The organism is Novipirellula caenicola, assembly GCF_039545035.1.
GTDB classification, from domain to species: domain Bacteria; phylum Planctomycetota; class Planctomycetia; order Pirellulales; family Pirellulaceae; genus Novipirellula; species Novipirellula caenicola.
On record NZ_BAABRO010000006.1, the window covers coordinates 1 to 22,170 of the forward strand.

Genomic DNA, 22,170 nt, shown 5'->3' on the forward strand with positions numbered 1-22,170 from the left:
TCATTGCATCAGCCTCGGATCAGTCAAACGGCTGTCAGTTCCACGGCCCGACTGCCCCGAGGATTCGTTGCATTCTCCACAAAAATGTTTCACGGCACCCGACCGAAACGTGGGTAAAGACAAGCCCAACGGGCTGGGACCAAGAAAACCAATGAACTGTAGGGCCAACGGCCCGGCCGTTTCCTGGGACTTAATGAGGGCGGCTAGCAAATGGCCGGGCCTTTGACCCGAAGAACTCGCAGTTGCCCGCCAACCATCCACGACCTAGCGGTGCGGCGCGAGCCGCCCGGTCAATATCGAACGTTTTACTCGCTGCAACCGGACGGCTTGCGTGGTGCCGCTAGCGAAGTAGACAGCATTTCGCATTGGCGGGACGTCGAGATCGCGGCAATGGCGAAATCATTCTTGGCTGCGGTGATTTGGGTTGTTTGTTACACTAAACCAAGTTTGGTTGAGCAGACGTGGTGATGGGGTCGTGGGAGCTTTGCGGACCCAGGTGGCGATCCACTGCGTCTCGACGGCAAGGAGCGTTTTAGATGCCGACGCGTAATCTCGCGAAAATCTTCAGGCCCAAAAAGGTTGCCGTCATCGGCGCCAGCAACCGCGACGAAAGCGTCGGGCAGCGAGCGCTGCGGAACTTGATCGCTGGTGGATTTGCCGGTGATATCTATCCTGTCAACGCGAACTACAGCGAGCTCGAGGGGCATCGGTGTTATCGATCGCTAGCCGAGATTGACGTCAGCGGTGGCCCGGTCGATCTCGCGATCATCTGCACTCCCGCGGCCAGTGTCCCCAATGTGGTCCGGCAATGTGGCGAGTCGGGTGTCTTGGGAGTGGTGATACTGTCGGCCGGTTTTCGCGAAGTGGGCAGTCAGGGCGAGCAGATTGAGGCCGAGATTCGCAAGACGGCAAAGGGATTCGAAGGGCTGCGGATTATCGGTCCTAACTCGCTCGGTTTGATGTCGCCCTACCATCAATTGAATGCCAGCTTTGCAGCGGACGTTGCCACGCGTGGACGAGTCGCTTTTATCTCTCAGTCGGGCGCCCTGTGTGCTTCCGTTTTGGATTGGGCGGCGCGCGAAGGGATCGGATTTTCTCATTTCGTGTCGATCGGCAACATGCTCGATGTAGGCGTAGCCGACTTGATCGACTATTTCGCCCAAGATCGTTGGACGGATTCGATCATCTTGTATGTGGAATCGATTGCGCACGCTCGTCAATTCATGTCGGCCGCTCGCGCGTTCACTCGCAACAAGCCGATCATCGTCTACAAGGCGGGACGTTTTGACGAATCGCAAAAGGCAGCGGCGACTCACACCGGTGCCATGATTGGATCGGAAAACGCTTACGAGGCCGCACTGACTCGCGCTGGTGCGGTTCGTGTTTTGGAACTTGCCGATCTATTTGACTGTGCCGAGTTGCTGGCTCGACAAGAAGCTCCCGCAGGACCTCGGCTTGCGATCGTCACGAACGCGGGTGGTCCCGGTGTGATGGCCGTCGATGCGCTGCTGCAGCGAAACGGCTCGCTTGCGGAACTGAGCGACACAAGTCTCGAGAAACTCGATGCTTTGTTGCCGCCGGCATGGTCACACGGCAATCCGATCGACGTGCTAAGCGACGCCGATGCGTCGCGTTTTGGCGACGCGGTCGCCGTGGCACTTGCGGACAAAAACGTCGATGGCGTCCTTGTGGTTTTGTCGCCACAAATTTGGACGTTGCCCCTGGAAACCGCCGATGCGGTCATCGAAGCCGCCAAACGATCTCGCAAACCGGTACTGACCACGTGGCTGGGAGGTTTGCGGGTGCAAACCGGAATCGAACAACTCCGGCAAGCTGGCGTGCCCACTTACGCGACGCCGGAAAAAGCGGTCGCATCGTTCATGTATTTAGTCAAGTATGCTCGCAACCGCAGCATGCTTTACGAGACGCCTCGTTCGGTGCCCATCGGATTTCAAATTGATCGCGATCATCTGCAGACGATTTTTCGTGAACGAGTCGCGGCGTGCGACGGTGATTCGCAGGACTATGAAACGCTTTCCGAATTGGATTCAAAAACGATGTTGGCCGCATACGGCATCCCCGTTTGCGAAACGTATGCTGCGAGTGACCAAGCCGCTGCACTTCAAATCGCCGACGAGATTGGCTATCCGGTCGTGATGAAAATTCACTCGCCGTCGATCGTTCACAAAAGTGATGTCGGCGGAGTCGCGTTGAACTTGATTGACCGAAGTGCCGCGGCCAAGGCATATGACCAGATCATGCGGCAAACGCAACAGAAACGTCCCGATGCAAGGATTGATGGCGTTACGGTTCAGCGAATGATGGTGGGCCCGTTGGGGCGAGAGCTCTTTGTCGGCTCAAAACAAGGCCCGGTGTTTGGCAGTGTGCTGATGGTAGGGCTGGGCGGCACTGCGACCGAATTGTTGTGGGACCGAACGTTTGAACTGCCCCCGCTGAGCGAACGGTTGGCGCGGCGGATGCTCGAGTCGCTACGGGCGTGGCCGCTGTTGGGGGCGTATCGGGGCCAAGCTCCCGTGGATCTGGATCGCTTGATCGAAGTGCTGATGCGGATCAGCTATCTCGTGGCCGATGCCCCTGAGATTATGGAATTGGATATCAATCCGCTGTTGGCGACGCCGACCGAAGTGGTGGCATTGGATGCGAGAATTGCGTTTCAGCGGGATGCTGTGCTGCACCCTCGTTCGCCCTACTCGCACCTTGCGATCTGTCCCTACCCGACTCAGTTCACTCGTCCACTAAAATTGTCCAGCGGTGTCGGCGTCTTGTTGCGAGCGATTCAGCCCGAAGACGAACCGATGTGGTGTGAGTTGATTGCCGGGTGTTCGGCCGAGTCGATTCAGATGCGGTTTCGCTATATGTTTCGTTCGGCAACCCACGAGCTCGCGTCACGCTATTGCTTTAACGATTACGATCGCGAGATTGCGATTGTCGCCGAAGTGAATCATGACGGACGCAATAAGCTCGCCGGAGTAGGGCGACTGGTGGCCGATGCCGATCATCATGAAGCGGAGTTTGCCATTTTGGTGGGCGATGCTTGGCAGGGGCACGGGCTCGGTGCTGCATTGATGGATTACTGTTTACAGATCAGCAAACAAATGAAGTGGAAGCGAATCGTGGCCGAGGTCGCACCGCAAAACCGCCGCATCTTGGACATGTTTGCGTCGCGAGGCTTTACGCTTGACCGGCGGATCGGCGCCGACGTTGTCATCGCCAAGAAAGTGCTGTAGCTGCAGGGCACTGGGTAATTTGCGGAACCCTGGACGATCACACTCACATAGCTGGTGAAACCAACCAGCCGCTCTCGTCGTTCCGCCAAACCGGAGGTTTTGTTGTAGAAGCCTCGTTAGCTCTCTTCCATTAGAATTTCCAGATGATTGCTCACGCTTTCGGCTAACGCATGGGGGTGGTAGCCTCCTTCGAGCGTGCTGACGATCCGTCCGCCGGTGTATTGTTTTGCCACCTCGACAATGTCTTGCGTGATCAAGGTAAAGTCATCGCTCGATAGCCCGAGTGATCCGATGGGGTCGAGTCGGTGGCTGTCAAAGCCCGCGCTAACCATCAGCAAATGGGGAGGATTTTTTTCAGCAAGACTCAACATGGCATCGCGAAAGTTTTGCCGTTGGGTTTCTGCGGAGGTACCAAATTTGATCGGCAAGTTGATGGTCGTGCCAGCGGCTTCCCCTAGTCCTGTTTCGTCTTCGCTACCGCTGTAGGGATAAAGCGGAGAGCGATGCATCGAGAGAAAACTGACTCGCGGGTCGGCATAGAAGATATCTTGAGTGCCATTGCCGTGGTGGACGTCAAAGTCGACGATCATGACATGTTCAAGCCCTAGTGTCTGGGTGGCCACGCGGGCTCCGATAGCGACATTGTTGAACAGGCAGAATCCCATCGCTTGATCGGCAGTGGCATGGTGGCCGGGGGGGCGGACCAAGCAGAGTGCGGTCTTGTCTTCGCCGGCAACCACCCGCTGGACGGCATCCACGACGGCTCCCGCGGCCAGCGTCGCGGCATCGTACGACCGCGGGCTGACGACCGTGTCTTCATCGATCGCACCACCCCCACGCTCACACAAGCTGCGAACCGCTTGGATATGGTCGGCGGTGTGGACGAGTCTCAGCTGCTGGATCGACGCGGGGGCCCACGCCGGTCGTTGGCAGACCGCATCGAGCCCGAGAAAGTTCAGCCGCCGCATCACCGTCGCCAATCGTCCCGCATTCTCGGGATGTTCGCCGGTGTCGTGTTCTTGAAACAGATAGTCGTAATAAAGCAGTGTCATAAGCCTTTGAATCCCTACGCGTGCCTTCATTATGCACCGAGATTCTTTGGATTGTCACTTGGCTTCACGCGGCTAGGTGAGTACACTTCGCAGTGAAGCCCCAGCATTTCGTCAAGATTTTCTGGGGATGGTGGTCGAAAATAAGCGAGTAACGCGGATTTTTCGAATAAGTGTGGAGCGTTTTGCTTCGTAGAGTCTTATTTGAAACGGACGCGTTTTTCGGCCAAACGGGATTTCTGATCGCAGAGTTGGACCCTCTTGCTACCCCGTAAAATGGGTGCCGGCACATTCGCCGCACAAAATTGCTGCCAACTATCGGTTGTGTTAACCGCTCTGGAAAGCTGTCGGCGTCGACGATTCGACGCTCCGGATTCTGTGACTTTCTTGTTTGTCCAGAGTTATCGTCCTGCACGGGCGGTCAAACGTTTCCCCTTTGTCGTGGTTGTCGCGTTCCTGTTGGAAAGCACGACACGGACATCTGCGGATTCAAACACAACGATTACTCCATCTGCCCATTTTAGACCGACGCGGCTTGCATTGAATGCCGAGCGGCGGTCACGCCTGTTCCGAAGTGTTTCGGTTGGCAATGAGGCGTCGATGGATCCCCAAAAACAATCTTCTTAGGAAAACTTTTTTGAAGACATTTGACGAACTCGATTTGATTGCTCCCCTGAAACGCGCAATTGCCGACGAGAAATACACCACGCCGACCCCCATCCAAGCACAAACCATCCCCGCAGCACTCGAAGGACGCGATGTCCTCGGCTGTGCTCAAACCGGAACCGGAAAAACCGCTGCCTTTGCCTTGCCGATCTTGAATGAAATCGGTGGCGAACATCGTAAAGCGGCTCCAAATCGGCCTTTGGTCCTCGTGCTTGCTCCGACACGAGAGCTTGCCATTCAAATTGGCGAAAGCTTTGCCACCTACGGCAAACATCTGCGTCTACGACAGGTGTTGGTCTATGGAGGCGTTAGCCAAGGCAACCAAGTTCGCGCGTTGAATCGCGGTGCCCATATTTTGGTTGCGACTCCGGGCCGTTTGATTGATTTGATGGATCAAGGGCACATTGATCTTCGCCAGCTCGAGATGTTCGTCTTGGACGAAGCCGATCGCATGCTCGACATGGGCTTTCTGCCTGCACTTCGCCGCATCATCAGCGAGCTGCCGAATCGTCGCCAATCGCTGTTTTTCTCTGCGACCATGCCGCCAAAAATCACCGAGCTTTCGCAAAGTTTGTTGCGTGATCCGGTGACCGTGAATGTGACTCCGAAATCGACAAGCGTCGAACGCATTGCCCAACAGCTGTACTTCGTCGAAAAGGGCGGAAAGCTGAAGTTGTTGGAAAAAATCTTGGTCGATGAAAAAGCGGATCGTGCGATCGTCTTTACTCGCACGAAGCGTGGCGCAAACGTATTGGCAGAAAAATTAGATCGCAACGGATTCAAAGCGGTCGCCATTCATGGCAACAAGTCACAAAGTGCTCGGCAACGTGCACTCGAAGCATTCCGGCGTAACAAGGTCCAAGTTCTCGTGGCGACCGACGTTGCGGCACGAGGAATCGATATTGATGGCGTCACGCACGTGGTCAATTACGACATCCCCAATGAACCCGAAAGCTACGTACACCGCATCGGGCGAACCGGTCGTGCGGGAGCGGAAGGGGTCGCAATCTCGTTTTGCAGCGATGCGGAGCGAGGCGAACTGCGGGAAATCGAGAAATTTATTAGCTTGAAATTGCCGCTGGCACCCAATCAACCGCCACAGCAACCACGCGATCCCAATGCGGCCAAACCTAAATCGGGCAAAGGGGCTCGTCGTGCTCCGTTCCGCGGTGGAGGCCGAGCCAATCGCAGCGGATCCCATGCGGCCGCCGCGGGCAGCCAGACGAGTCGCCGCCCCAGACGCAAACAACGCGCAAAACAAATCAACTAAGTTTTTTGTTAGAAAAGCCCGCCCTGCGGCGGTGAAAACAGGCAATAGGAAGCAATTCGCTTTAATCCCCGTCATTAAAGCAGCACGACCGAACGATCCCTTTTTGGAGAGAGACTATCGCAAAAAACCAAAATACCTTCGCCAAGCGACAACGCGAAATGGAGAAGAAGTACAAGGCTCAGGAAAAGCTGAACCGACGTGCACAACGCAAGCTGGATCAAGAGAATGGAGTCGTTCCGGTCGTTGCAATCGACGAAGAATCCGAAGAAGATTTGGATAACGACGTTTAAATTGCAACAACACCCCGATTGATTTGATATAATCGACCCCGCTAAGGATGGTTTATTACCTACGAGGACGGAGTCGTTAACGTAGACCTCGGTGCAGTTCGATTCGCAGGAACGTTTCTTGTGATTGAAAACGGCACAATTGTTTTGAGAGTATTGGAAGAAGAAGAGATGGCAGAAGGCAAAATCAAGCGAGTTACCGACAAGGGATTTGGTTTCATTGAAACCGACTCGGGTAGCGACATGTTCTTTCATAGTTCCGCACTGGAAGGTGTGAACTATGATGACCTACGCGAAGGTCAACTCGTTTCGTACAACGTGGGCAGCGGACCGAAGGGCCCTCGTGCTGAAAACGTACAACTTGTCGAAGATTGATTGATCAATCTGATCGATATTTAACATAAGCACCGAGAGCCTAAAAAACTCTCGGTGTTTTTTTATGCGCCGATCACCCAAGCAGGCAACATCGGAATTGGCAGCATCGCAGCAGTTGGCGGGGCCCGGCAACCGAGTTCACATCCAGTTGAGGATCTCGACCAGCATCGGCCCCAGGATCGTGATCATGACCAAGGCGACGGGGTAGGCCGCGACATAGCTGGTAACCGGTTGGCTTGATTCGGTCGAGCCGGTGAGTACCGCAAGCCCAGGGGTCGAGGTCATGCCGCCGCACGTGGCGCCGAGATTTTGTAGCAGCGATAAACCGAAACCGAATCGCGCCATGCAGTAGCCGATTAGCAGCGGAAAACACACGATCGCAAGTGCGACGAAACAGAGGATCAATCCATGTTGCGCCAGCACGGGCCCGACATTTTTACCAGCCTTGATTCCGGCGTCCGCTAAAAACAACGCCAACCCGCCTTCGGTCATCAACAGCATCGCCGCGGGAGGAAAGGCGCCGCGGATCGGTCCGATCTTGCGAAAATGACCCAGCAGCAGTCCGACCATCAACGGACCTCCGGCGATACCAAGTGAAATCGTCAAACCGGCTAAATCCAATTCGGCATGCCCGACAAAAATCCCGATGGCAATTCCGATCACCACCGATAATAGGTCGGTCTCGTCCAGCGTCCGTGGACGATGGCCGACGATCGGTTCGATTTTGGCAAGGTTGGCCGATTCGCCGACCAAGGTGAGACGGTCGCCAAATAGGATCTGTGTTTGGGAGGAGGGAACAAACTCGATCTCGTATCGGCGGATTCGCGCGACGGTGACTCCGTAGCGTGAACGAAGCCTCAGCGCTTTGAGCGTGTGGCCGTAGATCTCCGGTGATGTGACGACCACCGTTTTGCGTTCGTGGTCTGCATCCAAAATTGCTTTTTCTTCTGCGTGCAATACCCCAAGCGTCTCGGCCACGCGAGCAATCTCGCCGTATTCACCGAGCAGCATCACGCGGTCCCCGATGGCGAATGCATAATCCGGCGGCGTCGGGATCCACCTCGAATGGACCAAGACACGCGAGATTTGGCAGCGAGAATTCGAAAGCACTTCGACTTGGCTTGGCCGTTTTCCCACAATGCCTGGATTGACGATCTCGACCATGCGTCGCTGGATCGTCGTATCTTGCGCCGTTTCGGATTGGCCGTTTGATGAGCTGGGGGCAATGGATTCGGGCGATGCCCATTTGAAGGCGAGCTGGACGAACAAAACAACGCTAATGATTCCGATCGGATAGGCGACCCCGAAACCGACCGCGACGGCTGCGGGATCCTCGACCGATTCGCTGATCGCCCCGAGTGCCGGGGTGCTGGTCATCGCTCCGGCCATCAAGCCGCCCGCCAAATCCGCAGGCAGGTCGAGCAGCTTGGCACTGCACCACGTTACCGTAGCGCCGGTGACGACAATCATCGCCCCGAGACATGCCATCACCTTGCCTCGCGATGCCAATCCGCGAAAAAACGTAGGGCCCGCCGATACGCCGACACAGTAAACAAAAAGTGCCAACCCCAAGGTCCCAAAACCATCGGGGATCGTCCAGCCAAAGTGGCCGACCAGCAGGGCGACGAACAGAATGGCCGAGGTTCCAAACGAGATGCCGAGAATCGACAATCGGCCGATAAACAGACCAGCGGCAATGATACAGAGCAGAATGACAAGCGGGGACATTTTAGCGTCTACCTAGCCGGATACGAAACACAAATCAGCGGATGTTTCTAACCGATTGGCTGTTTCGTTGCGACGCCAACAAAATCGTCGGAGGTCAAAAAGAAATGCGTCGGAACTCAAATTCCCCCAGTTCCCCGCCCAAGGGAAGTGATGCAAACCGACTTCGATGACTTTTGTTGATCAAATCTAGCAATTGATGACGTTGACCGCCAAACCACCAAGGCTGGTCTCTTTGTACTTCGATTGCATGTCGACGCCGGTTTGTCGCATCGTCTCGATCACTTTGTCCAGCGAAACGCAGTGTTCGCCGTTTCCATACAACACGGCAAGCCGAGCCGCATTGATCGCTTTGACGGCGCCCATCGCGTTGCGTTCAATGCAAGGCACTTGCACCAAACCGGCGACCGGATCGCAAGTCAGTCCGAGATTGTGTTCCATGCCAATTTCGGCTGCGTTTTCAATCTGTGCGGGCGTCCCACCCATCATCGCCGCGAGTCCAGCGGCGGCCATCGAACAGGCAACCCCGACTTCGCCTTGGCATCCCATTTCCGCTGCGGACAAGGAAGCGTTGCGTTTATACAGCATGCCGATCGCCGATGCCGTGCGTAGGAACGTATGAATCGCTTGCCGATCGACGCTTGCGTCAAAGCGAGCCTGCGCGGCCAAAACCGCCGGGATCACGCCCGCCGCCCCGTTGGTGGGTGCCGTCACGACACGCCCGCCCGCTGCGTTTTCTTCGTTCACCGCCAACGCAAACAGCGTGACCCAATCGATTTGGCTGAGCGGGTCGATGTGATCCTTGGGCAATGACAATGTTTCCCCCTCCAGCGACATGCCCATCAATTTTTTGTAGATCCCTGGGGCTCGACGCTGAATTTTCAAACCGCCTGGCAGGATGCCCTCATGGCGACACCCCATTTCGATGCTGTGGTTCATCACGTCCCAAATCTGATCCAGCTCGCGGTCAATCTCCTCGGCGGTGCGGAAACTAAGTTCGTTTTGTTGTACCAGTTCACTGATCGTCAGATGGTGCTCGTTGCATAGACGGAGTAATTCATCGGCACTGTGAAAAACGAAGGGGGCGGTGTGGTCGCGGCTGAGGGGATTGGCGGCTTCGGCGATTTCATCCGCTTCGACCACAAATCCGCCACCGACCGATAAGTACGTCTTTTGCAATAACGTCGCACCTGATCCCGTCATCGCGGTGCAACGGATTCCATTGGGATGTTCGGGAAGAAAGGTGTCGCGATGAAACAGCAAGTCGCGTTCGATATCAAATTCGATCGAGTGCTTTCCGAGCCAACGCAGGACGCGTTCGGATTGAATTTTGGCGAATCGGGGGTCAACTGATTCAGGATCCACGGTGCGCGGATGTTCGCCACAAAGCCCAAGAACGGCCGCTCGATCGGTGCGGTGCCCCTTTCCCGTTAACGCCAAAGAACCATACAGATCGACAACAATACGAACCACCGAATCGGATGCATCGGTTTGGTCCAGCTGTTTGACAAAACGTTGGGTCGCGATCATCGGGCCCACGGTGTGAGAACTACTGGGGCCGATCCCAATTTTCAGCAAATCAAACAAACTGATCATGGTGCATGTCCTTCGATCACAAACGCAGCGTGTCGACCCGAACGAGTGGACGTCGACTTGTTTTAGCCACAGGCGGTCAATTCTTCGCAGAGATCATCGTTTGCCGCTCGCATTGCGGTTTGCCCCAAATCCTTCCGCGACCGTTAGTTGACCGAGTGAACTGCGAATGTGTAAGCGGACGGGGATCAAATGCCACTTATGGCGAATCGGTGTTGGGGATCATCTGGGATTCGGCACAAAACACCACTGGTTTTTTCAAGCACACGACACGTATCTATTCTAACATAACGGGGGTGTATCCATCCTAATTGCGAGCCTGATTGCGAGGACTCTTACATTGCACGTTGCATTAACGATTGCCGGTTCGGACCCTTCGGGCGGAGCAGGCTTACAAGCGGATCTAAAAACGTTTCACGCCAATCGTGTTTACGGCACCTCTGTGGTGACGTTATTGACGGTTCAAAACACGCAAACCGTCGATGCGATCGAAATGATCAAACCCGACTTTGTGCTGGCTCAATTGGACGCCGTGCTCGACGACATCCCGCCGACCGCCGCCAAGACCGGTGCGTTGGGAAACGCCGCGATGATCGAGGCGATTGCCGATCGGGCCGCCTCGTTTGGCTTTCCTTTGGTGGTGGATCCCGTCATGATCAGCAAGCATCACATGCCGCTGTTGGACGATGCTGCGGTCGAGGTGCTCGGGCGACTGTTGTTGCCACACGCATTTTTGGTCACACCCAATGCGATGGAAGCGACTCGGTTGACCAACGTCCAAGTCGAGGATTTGAAATCCATGAAAACTGCCGCCAAGATGATCCATGCGATGGGCGCGGAAAACGTGCTAATCAAAGGAGGGCAGATCGGCGATGAGTCCGTCGATTTGCTGTTCACCGACGATCGATTCCATCAGATTGGCGGCGAACGAATCCACACTGAAAATACGCACGGAAGCGGATGTGTCCTCTCGGCAGCGATTACCGCAAGTCTTGCTAGGAACAAACCTTTGCTCGATGCGGTCGAGCACGCCAAACAGTTTGTGATCCAGGCAATTCGCACGGCGCCGATGTTGGGCAAAGGAACGGGGCCGCTGAATCTGATTCCCTAATCCAGCGGGCACTCAGGACAATTTCGTTGCTTCGGGCAATCCGATCCTCGATAATTCCAGAAGATGCGGGTGATCAAGGTTGGCGCAAAGTTTGCTCAACCGCTTAGGTCCACTCCCGCTTCATCTCAGGAATTTGTTTTATGCAACGGAATCTCCAGCACGAACGGATGGACGATCCAGATCTGCCTCGTGACCAACACGAATTGGCTTTGAAGGGCCTGTCTCGTCTTAATCGCTTTACCGGTGTCGCCGGTTTGATGTATCGTCATCTGAGGCGACGAGGCACCATGAAAGCGGGACGGCCACTGCGGATTTTGGATGTTGCCAGCGGGGCGGGGGATGTTCCCATCGATTGGGCCCGACGCGCCCGACGCGATGGGGTTGCGATGGAGATCACCATGCTAGACGTCAGCCCCGTCGCCGTGCAAACGCAACAGCGACGCGCTACCGAAGCGCAAGTGAGCGTGCGGTCGCTGCGATCCGATTGTCTAGCTGAGCCACTTCCTAGTGGTTTTGATGTCGTCACCAGTTCGTTATTCATGCACCATTTGAATGACGAACAGGTTGCAACGCTGTTGCGTGCGATGAAAGTGGCGACCGACGGCGGCATCCTTATTTGTGACCTGCATCGGTCGCGAATGAACCTTGCGATGGTTGCCTTTGCCGGGCGGGTTTTGTCGCGTTCTCCGGTGGTTCACTCCGATAGCGTGCTCAGCGTCCAAGGCGCCTACACGCATGCTGAGTTTCAAACGTTGGCGCAGCATGCCCTCGACGGCTCGATTGAAATGCACGCTGCGTTTCCGTGTCGTTTCCTTGCATCGTACGAGAAGCCGGTGGCGGCAACCCCATCGGCACTGCCGAACATTGGCGGCGTGCCAACGGTTTCAAGTGTTGCCGTATGAGCGATCGCAGGCACGAGTCGTTGTCTTGTTCGCCGGTGCTGATCATCGGCAGTGGCGTGGCCGGTGCCGCATGTGCCATTCGTTTGCGTTCGCATGGCGTCGCGGTGGACTTGGTGGAAAAGGCCACGTTTCCGCGAACGAAAGTGTGCGGATGTTGCATCGGTGAAGCTGGATTGAATGCGTTTTCCCAGCTTGGCATTCGTGACGAGGTGCTCGAACATGGAATGACGACACGGCGTTGGTGTGCTTCGCTTGCGGGGCGACGCATCGAGTTGTCGATCCCACTCGGCGTGGCGATCTCTCGCGAAGTGTTGGACCCGTTGATGATGCAGGCTGCGGTTCGCAGTGGAGCCGACGTGTCAATGAACTGCACCGCGACGATCAAAGCAAGCTCAAGCGATTACGTTTCGGTGCAGCTGGATCAAAACGACGCAACCATCATGAAAAACTACCGCTGTGTGGTGGTTGCCTCAGGACTCCGCTCCGGTAACTGCAGCGGTTTGTTGCCTTGGACTGAACTGCCGCATGGGCCTTTTGGGATTTCAATGATGGCTTCGTCGGTCGACGTGGATCCCGGCGTGATCTATATGGCTTGTAATCAAGATGGTTACGTGGGGCTGGTCAAGCTGGCTGATGGACGAGTCGATGTCGCAGCGGCGCTGCAATCACGACAATCCTCGGTTGCCGGTGGCGATCCGGTCACGCGAGTGCAGCGGATACTGGCAGCGAGCCAATTTGCATCACTTTCGCTTACCGAATTCAGTCCTGCGATGACCACACCGCCGCTGCGTCGATCACGCCGCGCTGGGCATGGTCGTGTTTTGGCAATTGGGGACGCCGCCGGTTACGTCGAACCCTTTACCGGCGAAGGCATGACGTGGGGGATGCAGGGAGCGATCGCGGCGGCCGATTTGATCGCGTCAACGGTCGGCGACTGGGGTCACGTCGGCGATGATTGGGAGCAGAAACTCGCCGTGCTATTGCGTCGCCGAAAACGGACTTGTCGCGTTGTCACCACGGCGCTGCGGTCGCCGGCGGCGTGTCGCATCGCCGCAGGAACGCTGCAGCTGTTTCCGAGACTTGCCACCCCGCTATTGCGGAGCATGAACAAAGCCTAGCTGGCCGCAATCGCAAAAATTCGCCGTGCCCGCGGCTCACTGTAGCTGTCACGCACTGTAGCTGACGCTCGCCATAGCGAAACTCGCTAACGGCTTGTTGATTTAATCCAATTGGAAATCGCAAGGGTGAGCCGTGGGCCGTAAGGCACTGGGTCTCGTGTGGGACCCGGCCGCTGACGCGTCGCGGCTCAATGAATCAACAAGCCGCTAAGCGTTTCGATCCACGATTTAATCGGCCCCCTCGGATCCCCTCGCGATTTCCCCCCGATTGTTGGCGACCGAGAAGCATCGGCGTCCTCCAAAACCGCTGAAAAACGGTGTTTCTGTTAGGGTTCTACACGCTGACGCCCGGACGGACTAAGTTGTGGGTCGGTGAATGCACTAATGAAAACCTGTTAATTGAAGGCTGCAAAGCGAATGACGTCGTACGATGTATTGGGTGTAGGGAACGCACTGGTCGATATTCAAGCACAAGTGGAAGATTCGATCCTGAGCGAATTGTCGATCGATAAAGGAATCATGACGCTGGTCGACGATCAACAACAAGCAAGCGTGTTGAGTCGGCTCGATGGCCGCCCCTTGAATCGTTGTGCAGGTGGTTCGGCTGCCAACACGATTGTCGCACTCGCGGAATTTGGCGGCACCGCAGCCTTTATCGCAAAAATCGGTGATGACGAAGTCGGCGAGTTCTTTATCAAGGACATGCGAGATCTCGGAGTCAAAATGGACATCGCACCGGCCAACGGGGCGCCCACCGGAACCTGTGCGGTTTTGATCACCGACGATGCTCAACGATCGATGATGACCAATCTGGGCGCTTCGGCCACGCTGCAATCATCCGATATCGACGAGTCGCTGATCAAGGCGGCCAAGTACGTCTACATCGAAGGCTACTTGTTGACCGGCGAAACCACCAAAGCGGCTGCTTACCATGCGATGGATCTCGCCAAAAAGCATGGCGTGAAAGTGGCGTTCACCGCTTCGGATCCTTTCTTGGTCAACATGATCCGCGACGAAATTTGGGACTTGATCACCGGCCCCGTCGATTTGTTCTTCTGTAACGAAGAAGAAGCCAAGAGTTTGACGGGCGAATCAGACCCAATCGCATGTGCGGCCAAAATCCATGACCACGCAGAAAACGTCGCATTGACGCTCGGCCCCAAAGGCTCGATTGTGATGCACGGTGGCGAAGCCGTCCCGATCGAAGGTGTCGAAGTCAAAGCGATCGACACCACCGGAGCCGGTGACATGTACGCCGGGGCGTTGCTGTACGGCATCACCAATGGCATGACTTGGCGACAAGCAGGCCACTTGGCTTCGCAAGCATCCGCACGCGTTGTCTCGCAAATGGGCGCACGACTGGAGCGAAAGTTTACCGAAGAAGAAATCAAATCGCTGAGCGATTTGGCCTAGGTCGGTTTTGCGGCAATCGATCGAGTCGACAAACTCGCCGAATCGAAACACCCGTATCGAAACTCCGTAGCGAAACTCCGTAGCGAAACTCGCCAAGAGTTTCGGAAGTTCATGGTGCGTCCGCATCCACCGGACGCACTCCACTCTCAAACTCCCGCCGCTCACGTCCGAGCGGCTTGCAAAATCATTGCTTCGCGTTTGCCGCGGCAAGTGATTCAAGGTAATCCAATAACGATGCCAACTCGTGCGTCGTATAGTCTTTCATCACCCCCTCGGGCATGACCGAGATCGGCGAGGTTTGACGCACTTCGATGTCGTCTTTCAAAATCATCGTCTCTTTGCCCTGCTGGTCTCGGATCGTCACGCGGTCGCTTTGTTCGTTCGTGACGAACCCGGTCAAGACCACGCCATCGAGTGTCAAAATCGAATTGGTGACAAAACCTTGAGCGATTGTTTTGCTTGGTTCTAAAATCGCGGTTGCCAAATCAGGACGCTTGTAGGTCTTGGCAATGTTGCCCAAGAATGGCCCTTTTTGCACCTCGTCTTCGCTGATGGTGTGGCATGCCACACAGTTGGCTTTGGTGAAGATTTGCTTGCCAATGGCAAGATTCCCTTCCATCGCGACCGCCTGCTCAGCTGCTTCGCTTGTGGTCAATGAGCTGATCATTGCCGAATCATCCTGGGCGATCTCGGCGATCTGCATCTGTTTTACGATCGATTTGGCCGTGTTCGCGATCGATGTATCGGCGTCGGATCGTGCGGCAAGGATTTCTGCATCGAGAAAATGGTTCTCGATGGCTGCCGCCGCTTGCATCAACCGCACCCGGCGGTTCGCGTCTTGCCATGCATTGTCAATCGTTTGTTTGGCCAGTTCGCGATTTTCGGGGCTCGCGTTTGATCGAGACGCCACGGCGATGATTGCGGCTTCGGCCCACAATGCGTCGGCTGAATCTGACGACGATGCAAGGTTGACCAAGGTCGATGTTTGCGTATCGAGCCACGGTGCATTGATCAACGCGTTGCGAGCTCGCACGAGTTCTTTGGCATTTTGTTTTTTTGATTCGGCATGCTGCTGCAGTGTGGCAAGTGCAGCGATCATCGACACGGCCGAATCGCGATCATCCACAGTGCTTAGCAGGTTCACGATGTCCGCCAAGGTGGCGGCCGACAAGTCGCTGCGGTTGGCGGCCGCGACGAGTACGTGGACCGCGTCACGAGGCACCGTGTTCTCGGCGGTAAGTTGCGTGACCAATTGGCCAATTAACTTTGAGTCCTGTTTGGCCAGTTGAACCAAGCGAGTGAGTGAATCACTCGATTCAATGCGGTTGCGATTCATCAATGTGATCAGCTTCGCGGCGGCGTCTCCCGAAGCCTCGCGAAGCGTTTGCTTCAGCACCGCCGCGATCTTGTCGGTTTCGCTCCAAGGGGTCGGCTGGTAATAAGGGCCTCGCGTATCAGGGCGCGTGCCCCACGAGTCGCCGTTCCACTGGCCCTCTTGAAAGTGCAGTCGGCAAAGGGCTTCCAAAATCGCTTCGCGTCGATCAGGGGCGGTTTCCTTAGCGATCCGTTGGATCAGTCCCGCGACCACCGTCGGGTGGTGCATCATCGCCAAACTGCGAAGCACAGGTTGCGCAGAAACCGATTGGTCGTCCAGCGCCGCAAAGCACGCATCATACGCGTTGCGTTTTGCCAAACTGCGAATCGCCACATGGACGATTACCGGATCATCGCTGCGGAGCGCCGCGATACAGCGAGCGATCGAATCCGGGTCGGTTGTGTCGCCTTGCAGCGATTCGACGAGCGTGCGTTGTTCATTTCGTTTTGCCAATCCACGCCGTAGCAGTTGGCGATGCACCGCGTTTCCACGTCGCATTAATTCACGCTCCGCTTCCATTCGCCGGCGTGCACTCGGCGAATTCATCACCTCAACAAGCTGGTCGTCTCTTAGGCTTTCAAATTTTGGCAACGGCGTGGGGCTGAACGCTTTGGGTTTGACGCAAACAATGTAGCCCACATTGGGACCGTTCCAATCAAACGTCGCTCCTCGCCAACTGGCACAATACACCCGACTGTTGCCGTCGACGTCGGCATCGGTGGGACGTGTCATGCGGATGAACGGCTCGGGCGATTTGGTTTCTTCGTAACTGGCTCCCTTGGGGGCGACGGTATGTCGGTACAACGCTCCGGTGCCCCAATCCGCGGTAAACGGAGCGTGGTTCCATTCACCAAAGCCGGGCTCGTCGATGTAAACCGCGCCGCACCCGGAACCGCCGCCGTAATCGGCCAACGGCTGAACACACTCTTCGGAAAAGTTTTTGTACAGCCGCGGGTAGCCGTGGTCGTCAGTGCCGGTGAAGTGATGTAGACGAACGTCCCATCCGCCACCATCGTTGGTGTTGTCGCGGGCGAACATTTCCATTTCGGGACTGATCGCCACCTCCAGGATATTGCGGGTTCCGGTCGAATGGATTTCCAGTCCCGTTCCATCGGGACGCACGCGGATCACTCCGCCGCCACGATGCGTCAGCCGCCGGCCATCGGTGCCCTCGGCGTTGATAAAGCCAAAGTCGCCGCCGGCAATGTAAAGCCATCCATCCACCCCGAGACTGACACCGTTGGTGGTGTGGTCGGCGGGCCGTTTGCCATAATCAAAGGCCAAGTTTTTAACAAGTATCTTTTGCTCGTCCGCTTCGCCGTCGCCATCGTGGTCAATGAACGCACTGAGGTGCGGCGGGTGCATCAAGTACAATCGGTCGTGGTCCCACACCAAGCCACGCGGCGCATCGACTTCGCAAAACACTTTCGTCTCATCGGCGCGGCCGTCGTTGTCGAGGTCACGCAACCGGATCACGCGGCCTCGGCGTGGATTGCGGCCGAGCGAGCCGTTGCCGTCCGAGCTGACGTACAAGGTTCCATCAACGTCGGCTGCGACAAAGACGGGATAATTCACTGCCGGAGGAGCGGCGAATAGCGTCGCCTCGAAACCGTCGGGCACTTTGACGTCTGCTAACAGCGTCGCTTCTTGGTCCGCTGTCAACGTTTGAATCGTCGGATAGACATTGCCTTGTTTCGCATACGGATCGGGGCTGAGCGGAACAAACGCTTTCTTCTCTGCGTCGGCCGGCCACAACGGGCCAATGCCCTCGCCGCTCAATTTGACCTCGCGAATGCTGCACCAGCCGCCACTGCTTGAAATACCGGTGATGCGGATGAACTTCGTTGGGGAATGGGTGGTCAATGCCTGAGGTTCGTTGATCGCGGTGGATGCACTGGATTGGTCCAAAAGCATTGACCACGATTTGCCGTCAATCGAGCCTTCGACTTTGTATTGATACGTTCGGTCGGGGAACTCCCATGTGATTTCAATCTCGCGAACCACGTGCGGCTTGTCCAGTTCAAGTTGCAACCACTGAGGATAGCTCGCTCCATCGGCACACCAACGCGTTTCCTTGTTGCCGTCCACCGCGAGGTAGGCGTCTTGCGAGGTTTGGGTGGATGATGACTTGGCTTTCACCAGTGTCGCGTCGTCGGGCATGTCGCCTAGGCTGATTGAGAGTGGTGCCTTGAATTTTTCTTTGTCGATGAACGTGACTTTGTTTTCGCCAGCGAACGGTTGCAGATACTCTGGCGACAATTTTCCACACGCCCATAACACTCCTCGCGTGACTAATTCCAAGTAGCGTGGATCCTCAACCGTTTCCGTATTGTGACCAATCGTGGTGCTAAAACTGCGAGCTCCTTGCATTTCATTGGTCCACGCCACAACCGCTTGGTCGACACGTGCGTTGTCCCCACTGCCAACGGCTTGTTTGCCGATGGCCAAGGGATGAGCCCCGAACAGTTTGACGTTGTTGTAGAGCTCTTCTTTGATCGTCGTCCAATCGCTTAGCGTTTCGGTGATCGGATGTTTGGTGTCGACGAACTGAATCTCGATCGGTTCTTGCGGTCCATGCCCACTCGATTGCAAACCGAGATGTTCGAACCACGCGTCGCTTCCGGTGCGAAAGCTATGCATGGCACAGTGCAGGTGCACGGCGGGAATCGTCTGATGCGTTTGCACGATCCGGTCGACAATTGCTTGATCTTTGATGTCCGCCGCACACTCGTCGTGAATGATCACGTCGTAGCGTTTGGCCCAGTTTGGATTTTCATAGATCGGCAACACGGGGGCGGTGGTCGAATTGTCGGTCCAATAGACATCGACCTGGATATTGGCCCGCGACTGAATTCCCTTGCACAACGCCTCTTGCTGGTTGGCGTAATCGTGGCAACAACCGCCGGCGATCAATAACGCTCGAAGCGGCTTGAGGGCAGGGGCGTCGGCAAAGCTTGGCCTTGCAGTCGCTACGAAACAGAGTGACGCGGCGATCACCGATAGAAAACGGAGTGAGTTCATAAAAAGGCGGGTGGTAAGGAGGGCGAGATGGCAGGGCTGGGGTAGGCGGGCGATTCTACTGGGCGGAATTCTACTCGAGAATCGCGTCGTAGATCAGGCCTTTTAGCTTGAATTCGGTCAGCCATTGGTACGGCATGATCTGTTCAAGCGTGATGACCACCAATTCGTCTTTTGGGGACACCCAGTAATGCGTGCTGGCGGCACCGCCCCACCCGTATTCGCCGACACGGCCATCGGGATCCCAATCGCTCATCGATTCACGCACTGAGAACCCAAATCCAAAGCCGACTCCGCCGCGAACCTCCTTGCCAAACTTGATCCAGCCGACGCTTTCGGGGACTTGGTTGGTCGTCATCATCGCGACCGTTTCAGGCTTCAGCAAACGGGTGCCGTCGAATTCGCCACCCCCCGCGATCATCAGCAAAAAACGCATGTAGTCCTCGGCGGTAGAGACCAGACCGCCGCCACCCGATTCAAACGCAGGGGCTTTTAAATAAGGGCTTTCGGCCGGCGCATCGCCGAGCGTCAATTCGCCTTTGCCGTCGGTGTTGTAGTTTGCGGCAAAACGGTTCACTTTGTCGGCGGGAACAAAGAAGCCGGTATCCTTCATCCCAAGCGGATCGAAGATTCGATTGCGAAGAAAATCGCCAAGCGAGTCACCCGAGACGACTTCGACGACACGGCCAAGCACATCGATCGAGATGCCGTATTGCCAATCGGTCCCCGGTTCAAACACCAATGGCAATTTAGCGAGTTTGGTTTGCATCGTTTCGAGCGAGTCGTCTCGCTGCAGCATGTCGAGTTCCTTGAATGCTTCGTCATGAAGCGAGTTCCCCGATCGGCCGTACGTGTAGCCCGCGGTATGCCGCATCAGATCAGCGATCGTCATCGTCTGTGTGGCCGGATGCGTTTCGCCGTCCGAGGCAACTTGCACGTTTTTAAGTTCAGGTAGATATTTTGAAACGGGATCGTTGATATCCAGTTTTCCATCTTCGTACAGCATCAGTGCCGCCGCGGTCGTGATCGCTTTGCTCATCGAATAGATTCGCACGATCGTATCGGGCTTCATTGGCTTGTCGGCTTCGAGATCCATTTTGCCATAGGCTTGATGCATCACGATTTTGCCGTGACGGGCGATCATCACGATCCCGCCGGGGATGCGGTTATCGTCAATCGATTCCTGCATCGCCTCGTCCACTTTGGCGAGCGTGTCGGCCGACATGCCAACGTCCGCCGCGTCCGCAGTGGGTAACTTCTTCGTTGCGACATCTGCGGTTTGCGCCTGCAAGCATTCGTGGCCGATGGTCAATAGGGCAATCATGCAAAGGATCGAGCGAATCATGTTAGGAACACCGGAGAGGGACGAAGATGAATTGGATGGCGGGAAGGGGGCAAAGGGTTGCTGGCCACTACGGGGGCTACCGGGGCGATTGCGGCGGGATGGCTTCAAAGGCCGCTCCTTTTCGCAGATGACTGCGGTCTCGCCATGCCGTTCCGTCTGGAAAACAGTACTCATCGATAAACGCAGGTACAAATTCCAGCCCCCATCCCGCAGCGGTGGGCGTGACGTAGTGTCCGTTGCGAGTGCGAACCGGATGCTCGACCGCTTCCTGCAGAAAGTCGATGTATTCCACCAACTGGGTTTCCGATGTTCCCGAGACGGCGATTTGGTCCCAAACACTGTAATGCTGGATCATGTTGCACAACGCAATGCCGCCTCCGTGGGGACAAACCGGGATACCGAATTTGGCTGCCATCAAGATGATCGCCATCACATCGTTCACTCCGGCGACGCGAGTGGCATCGATCTGGCAGTATTTGATCGCCTTGCTTTTTAGCAGTTGTTTGAAAATCACCGGCGACGCGGCGTGTTCGCCACAAGCGAAACCAAAACTTGCATCGGCGAAGGTTTCAGCGAGATCGACGTAGCCCAATACATCGTCTCGCGCGATCGGTTCTTCGACCCACTTCAAATCAAAATCACGGTATTGTTCCAAATGTCGCTTCGCTTCCGGGACGCCCCAGTATTGGTTGGCATCGACCATTAAATTGCACTCAGGGCCGACAACGCTGCGAAGAAACGCAATTCGTTTGACGTCATGGTCCAGGTCGCGACCGACTTTCAATTTGAACGAATCAAACCCTTGCGCGCGTAACTTGTCGATGGTGGCCACAATCTCTGCGTCGCTCAGTCCCAGCCATCCTGCGGTACAGTACGCCTTGGGACCTCGCTCTCGCAATTCAGTTTCTCGGTCGGCGACGCGGCGGCGAGCGTTTTGCAAGAGAGCCAACGCTTCTTGTTCGGTTAACGCATCGCGAAGGTTCCGCCAATCGATGCACTGAACGACAAATTCAGGTTCCAAATCCACCATCAATTTCCAAAGCGGCTTCTCAAGCGACTTGGCCCACAGGTCCCACATTGCATTGATCACGGCGCCGGCGGCCATGCGGAACACACCGTCGTGCAGCCAGCGCAATTGATGGTGGTCGATCAAACGGCGATACAAGGTGATCGGAGATTCTGCAAATTCGTCGAGCGTCGTTCCGATCAAGAGTTGGCAAAGGTCTCGAATGCCGTGACAAATCCAGTCGGTGCCCGCGCCGACGGTGAACACAATCGAAACGCCTCGCAATCCCGAGTCGGTTTCCAGGTGCAAGACCGCTGACGAGTAGTCGGGCTGAAGATGAAACGGATCGGACCCTAACAATTGGTCGGATGTCGGAACGCGAAGATCGAAAACGTTTGCCGAGGTAATTTGGATGCTGCGATTGGACATGCGAGAACCAGACGAGGGGGGGCAGTAGAAGCGGCAAATCATCTTAGCGTCACGCACGCTCGCCGTCACGTAAGCTGAAACGACCGCGACGTAGTGTTTAGGACGGTGGAAATGAGAACGTGGCCCAAGTCCGAAAGATCACAAAAACAGTCCGAAATTAAACATCAAAAATGGGGATGTCAAAAATCCAGCTCTAACGTGTGCAAACCCGCATGAACTCGCCCTCGTTGTCGTTTAAAA

The 22,170-nt window shown here is 55.9% G+C and carries 14 protein-coding genes; 8 read left to right on the forward strand and 6 right to left on the reverse strand.

Going from position 1 to position 22,170, the window contains the following annotated elements; translation table 11 throughout:
- The first annotated feature begins 536 nt into the window (after positions 1–536).
- Positions 537–3,248 carry a bifunctional acetate--CoA ligase family protein/GNAT family N-acetyltransferase gene (locus tag ABEA92_RS13880; RefSeq protein WP_345684443.1) on the forward strand — a complete coding sequence of 904 codons (2,712 nt, stop codon included), beginning with the start codon at positions 537–539 and terminating at the stop codon, positions 3,246–3,248.
- Positions 3,249–3,364: 116 nt separating this feature from the next.
- On the opposite strand, the gene ABEA92_RS13885 is transcribed toward ABEA92_RS13880, so the two are convergent.
- Positions 3,365–4,300 (reverse strand): histone deacetylase family protein, encoded by a 936-nt coding sequence (locus tag ABEA92_RS13885; RefSeq protein ID WP_345684444.1) that lies wholly within the window; start codon positions 4,298–4,300, stop codon positions 3,365–3,367.
- 634 nt (positions 4,301–4,934) lie between these two features.
- Here ABEA92_RS13885 and ABEA92_RS13890 point away from each other — a divergent pair.
- The 3 genes from ABEA92_RS13890 (at position 4,935) to ABEA92_RS13900 (ending at position 6,895) form a co-directional block, all read left to right on the forward strand.
- Complete coding sequence (locus ABEA92_RS13890) at positions 4,935–6,233, forward strand: DEAD/DEAH box helicase (protein WP_345684445.1); 1,299 nt, start codon at positions 4,935–4,937, stop codon at positions 6,231–6,233.
- Positions 6,234–6,391: 158 nt separating this feature from the next.
- Positions 6,392–6,523 carry a hypothetical protein gene (locus tag ABEA92_RS13895; RefSeq protein WP_339941552.1) on the forward strand — a complete coding sequence of 44 codons (132 nt, stop codon included), beginning with the start codon at positions 6,392–6,394 and terminating at the stop codon, positions 6,521–6,523.
- A 168-nt stretch (positions 6,524–6,691) separates the two neighbouring features.
- Positions 6,692–6,895, forward strand: coding sequence for a cold-shock protein (locus ABEA92_RS13900; RefSeq protein WP_040769577.1), 204 nt, complete (start codon positions 6,692–6,694; stop codon positions 6,893–6,895).
- Between the two features lie 138 nt (positions 6,896–7,033).
- Here the strand turns inward: ABEA92_RS13900 and ABEA92_RS13905 are convergent, their stop codons facing one another.
- Positions 7,034–8,623, reverse strand: coding sequence for an aspartate:alanine exchanger family transporter (locus ABEA92_RS13905; protein ID WP_345684446.1), 1,590 nt, complete (start codon positions 8,621–8,623; stop codon positions 7,034–7,036).
- Between the two features lie 186 nt (positions 8,624–8,809).
- Positions 8,810–10,216: an L-serine ammonia-lyase gene (locus ABEA92_RS13910; protein WP_345684447.1), complete on the reverse strand. Its 1,407-nt coding sequence runs from the start codon at positions 10,214–10,216 to the stop codon at positions 8,810–8,812.
- Positions 10,217–10,553: 337 nt separating this feature from the next.
- On the opposite strand from ABEA92_RS13910, the gene thiD reads away from it, so the two are divergent.
- The 4 genes from thiD to ABEA92_RS13930 all read left to right on the forward strand — a co-directional run bounded on the left by thiD (position 10,554) and on the right by ABEA92_RS13930 (position 14,757).
- The gene (gene thiD, locus ABEA92_RS13915; protein ID WP_345684448.1) at positions 10,554–11,324 is read left to right on the forward strand and encodes a bifunctional hydroxymethylpyrimidine kinase/phosphomethylpyrimidine kinase; all 771 of its coding nucleotides are present in this window, start codon (positions 10,554–10,556) and stop codon (positions 11,322–11,324) included.
- 140 nt (positions 11,325–11,464) lie between these two features.
- Entirely contained in the window at positions 11,465–12,226 is a 762-nt protein-coding gene (locus tag ABEA92_RS13920) for a methyltransferase domain-containing protein (protein ID WP_345684449.1), read from the forward strand.
- Positions 12,223–13,344, forward strand: coding sequence for an FAD-dependent monooxygenase (locus tag ABEA92_RS13925; RefSeq protein ID WP_345684450.1), 1,122 nt, complete (start codon positions 12,223–12,225; stop codon positions 13,342–13,344). The genes ABEA92_RS13920 and ABEA92_RS13925 overlap by 4 nt, the downstream gene beginning before the upstream one ends.
- Positions 13,345–13,761: 417 nt before the next feature.
- A complete protein-coding gene (locus tag ABEA92_RS13930; RefSeq protein WP_345684451.1) occupies positions 13,762–14,757 on the forward strand; it encodes an adenosine kinase in 996 nt (331 codons plus the stop codon).
- A 184-nt stretch (positions 14,758–14,941) separates the two neighbouring features.
- On the opposite strand, the gene ABEA92_RS13935 is transcribed toward ABEA92_RS13930, so the two are convergent.
- The 3 genes from ABEA92_RS13935 to ABEA92_RS13945 all read right to left on the reverse strand — a co-directional run bounded on the left by ABEA92_RS13935 (position 14,942) and on the right by ABEA92_RS13945 (position 21,930).
- A complete protein-coding gene (locus ABEA92_RS13935; RefSeq protein WP_345684452.1) occupies positions 14,942–19,153 on the reverse strand; it encodes a DUF7133 domain-containing protein in 4,212 nt (1,403 codons plus the stop codon).
- Positions 19,154–19,223: 70 nt separating this feature from the next.
- Complete coding sequence (locus tag ABEA92_RS13940) at positions 19,224–20,495, reverse strand: serine hydrolase domain-containing protein (RefSeq protein WP_345684453.1); 1,272 nt, start codon at positions 20,493–20,495, stop codon at positions 19,224–19,226.
- Positions 20,496–20,571: 76 nt separating this feature from the next.
- Complete coding sequence (locus ABEA92_RS13945; protein WP_345684454.1) at positions 20,572–21,930, reverse strand: enolase C-terminal domain-like protein; 1,359 nt, start codon at positions 21,928–21,930, stop codon at positions 20,572–20,574.
- Positions 21,931–22,170: the final 240 nt, after the last annotated feature.

Excerpts from the sequence above, each read along its gene's own strand:
- ABEA92_RS13880 (WP_345684443.1), top strand. The coding sequence starts at position 537 with ATGCCGACGCGTAATCTCGCGAAAATCTTCAGGCCCAAAAAGGTTGCC.
- ABEA92_RS13885 (WP_345684444.1), bottom strand. The coding sequence starts at position 4,300 with ATGACACTGCTTTATTACGACTATCTGTTTCAAGAACACGACACCGGC.
- ABEA92_RS13895 (WP_339941552.1), top strand. The coding sequence starts at position 6,392 with ATGGAGAAGAAGTACAAGGCTCAGGAAAAGCTGAACCGACGTGCACAA.
- ABEA92_RS13900 (WP_040769577.1), top strand. The coding sequence starts at position 6,692 with ATGGCAGAAGGCAAAATCAAGCGAGTTACCGACAAGGGATTTGGTTTC.
- ABEA92_RS13905 (WP_345684446.1), bottom strand. The coding sequence starts at position 8,623 with ATGTCCCCGCTTGTCATTCTGCTCTGTATCATTGCCGCTGGTCTGTTT.
- ABEA92_RS13910 (WP_345684447.1), bottom strand. The coding sequence starts at position 10,216 with ATGATCAGTTTGTTTGATTTGCTGAAAATTGGGATCGGCCCCAGTAGT.
- ABEA92_RS13920 (WP_345684449.1), top strand. The coding sequence starts at position 11,465 with ATGCAACGGAATCTCCAGCACGAACGGATGGACGATCCAGATCTGCCT.
- ABEA92_RS13925 (WP_345684450.1), top strand. The coding sequence starts at position 12,223 with ATGAGCGATCGCAGGCACGAGTCGTTGTCTTGTTCGCCGGTGCTGATC.
- ABEA92_RS13930 (WP_345684451.1), top strand. The coding sequence starts at position 13,762 with ATGACGTCGTACGATGTATTGGGTGTAGGGAACGCACTGGTCGATATT.
- ABEA92_RS13935 (WP_345684452.1), bottom strand. The coding sequence starts at position 19,153 with ATGAACTCACTCCGTTTTCTATCGGTGATCGCCGCGTCACTCTGTTTC.
- ABEA92_RS13940 (WP_345684453.1), bottom strand. The coding sequence starts at position 20,495 with ATGATTCGCTCGATCCTTTGCATGATTGCCCTATTGACCATCGGCCAC.
- ABEA92_RS13945 (WP_345684454.1), bottom strand. The coding sequence starts at position 21,930 with ATGTCCAATCGCAGCATCCAAATTACCTCGGCAAACGTTTTCGATCTT.